Below are 2,087 nucleotides of genomic sequence, written 5' to 3'. Positions count from 1 at the left end.
GTCGAAACACGCTCCGACCGATTTAAGGTCGGCGATCGCGTCAGCCATTTTCTGGGCTGGCGGGATGTCGCGACCCTCAAGGCCGAAGATGCTCTTGCCCTGCCGGATGGAAATCTCAAGGACGAATACTTCCTCGATGTTCTGGGCACGATCGGCATGACGGCCTATTTCGGGCTGTTCGACGTCGCCAAGGCCAAACCGGGGGATGTCGTGTTCGTCTCGGCCGCCGCCGGCGCGGTCGGCTCGCTCGTGGTACAGATCGCCAAATTGCGCGGCATGACCGTCGTCGGCTCAGCGGGCGGCAAGGAAAAGTGCGATTTCGTGCGCTCCCTTGGAGCCGATAACGTCATCGACTACAAGTCCTCCGGGACGTTCGAGGATAAGCTGCGTCAGGCCGCGCCCGGTGGTTTGGACGTCTATTTCGACAATGTCGGCGGCGAGCAGCTCGATGCGGCGATGGGCGTGGCGAAACGCAATGCCCGTTTTGCGATCTGCGGTATGATCGGGATGTATAATTCCGACGATCCGATCGGATTCTCAAACCTGTTCAATGTTATCTCCAAGCGCCTGCAGATCAGGGGATTCATCAACAACGATTTCATGTCCCGCCGCGGTGAGTGCATGGCGCAGATGGGATACTGGGTGTCCAGAGGGCTAATCGAAAGCCGCTACACGACCTTTGACGGCCTCGAGAACGGGCCGAAGGCGTTCTTCTCGCTGTTCAGCGGCGGCAACACCGGCAAGGCGCTCGTGCGTCTGGACGCGTAAGGTCCGGGCGTTAGGCAGGGAGGAAACCCGACATGTCTCTCTTGAAAACCGTGGAATCATTCTTCGAGGCCTACCGTCGCAAGGATATCGACGCCATGCTCGGGTGTTTCTCGGACCATGGCACGATCAACTATATTCCAGCTGGGCTCGACGGGCCTGCCCGCGACAAGGGCGTAGCCATCTGGTCGGGGCTGATGGACGTCTTCCCCGACCAGACGAACGAGATCACCGCTCTTTATAGCGGTGATGACGGTCGGTCCGTCACGGTCGAGGTGATGATTTCAGACACGCAGGCCAAAGACGGGTTCGGCATTCCAAACCAGGGGAAACGATACGCACTGCCGCACGCCTTCATCAGAACAGGGAGCACGGATGGACCATCGACCGCATGACGGCTTATTGGGACAATGCCGCCTGGTTTACGATGCTAGGCAGGACCGCGCTGACCTGATGGCGGTTCGGGAGGTGACGGGATGACGACCAGGATGTGCCGCTGTGGAATCCGAACATGACGGCTTCGATCGCCGAGGCGGCGTTTGCCACCGCGACCATGATCCTGCGGGCGGAGACGCAGGCTCCTGTCGAGGATGGCCTCCGGTCTTTCGGGCAGGTGCTCGGTTATGACCGTTTCGTGCTGTTCGCGGCGTCCTCGGCACGCGAGGAGATTGTCGATCGTATCTACTGGGTCGAGGGAGACTGGTTTGGTGACGGCAAGCATGTCGATGCCACAAGCTATGTCCGGCGCTGCCCGGTGACGCATCATATGCTTGAGGCCCATGAGCCATTCTTCTGGACCAAGACGACCGGGGCATCCGGCGAATGCTACCGTATGGTCGATACGCCGCAGGGAGAGGGTATCCACGGCATCCAGATCCCCATCTTCGGACCTCTGGGCCTTGAAGGTGCCATGAGCTTCGGGGGGACGCGGATCGATGCGTCCGTCGCGGCGCGCCTCGCCCTGTCCCTTGTTGCGGATGTCGCCTTCACGACCGTGCGCAGGCTGCTTGACGGCCCAAGCGAGAAAATCGCGATCCGGCTCTCGGAGCGGGAACGCGAAGTGCTGTCCTGGACGGCGGCAGGACGACGTCAGGTCGATATTGCCGCAATTCTCGGACTTTCGGAGCGCACGGTCGAAAATCATCTGCGCCGCATCCGCAAGCGACTTGGCGCATCGACGACCGCCCAGGCTATCCGTACCGCCATGCAGAATGGCGATATCGAGAACTGAAACACAAAAATCCACACTTAAACGAGCTGGATCGAAAAAGGATCTGCACATGACACAATCGAACGTCTGGCTGGTCACAGGCGCGTCCAAG

At 60.1% G+C, this 2,087-nt stretch carries 3 protein-coding genes; all 3 read left to right on the top strand.

The annotated features are described in order from the left end of the window. A partial coding sequence (locus tag HUK82_RS16120; RefSeq protein WP_176614896.1) for an MDR family NADP-dependent oxidoreductase occupies window positions 1-768 on the top strand: 768 nt, incomplete at its 5' end. 32 nt (window positions 769-800) lie between these two features. Beyond that, on the top strand, window positions 801-1,160 hold the full coding sequence (locus tag HUK82_RS16115; RefSeq protein ID WP_176614895.1) for a nuclear transport factor 2 family protein: 360 nt from the start codon (window positions 801-803) through the stop codon (window positions 1,158-1,160). Between the two features lie 116 nt (window positions 1,161-1,276). Next, complete coding sequence (locus HUK82_RS16110; protein ID WP_176614894.1) at window positions 1,277-1,996, top strand: PA1136 family autoinducer-binding transcriptional regulator; 720 nt, start codon at window positions 1,277-1,279, stop codon at window positions 1,994-1,996. The last annotated feature ends 91 nt before the right edge of the window (window positions 1,997-2,087 follow it).

This window comes from Ameyamaea chiangmaiensis, assembly GCF_013376175.1.
GTDB classification, from domain to species: Bacteria; Pseudomonadota; Alphaproteobacteria; order Acetobacterales; family Acetobacteraceae; genus Ameyamaea; species Ameyamaea chiangmaiensis.
Note: the sequence above shows the minus strand (reverse complement) of the source record. Positions and strands in the feature narration are given on the sequence as shown.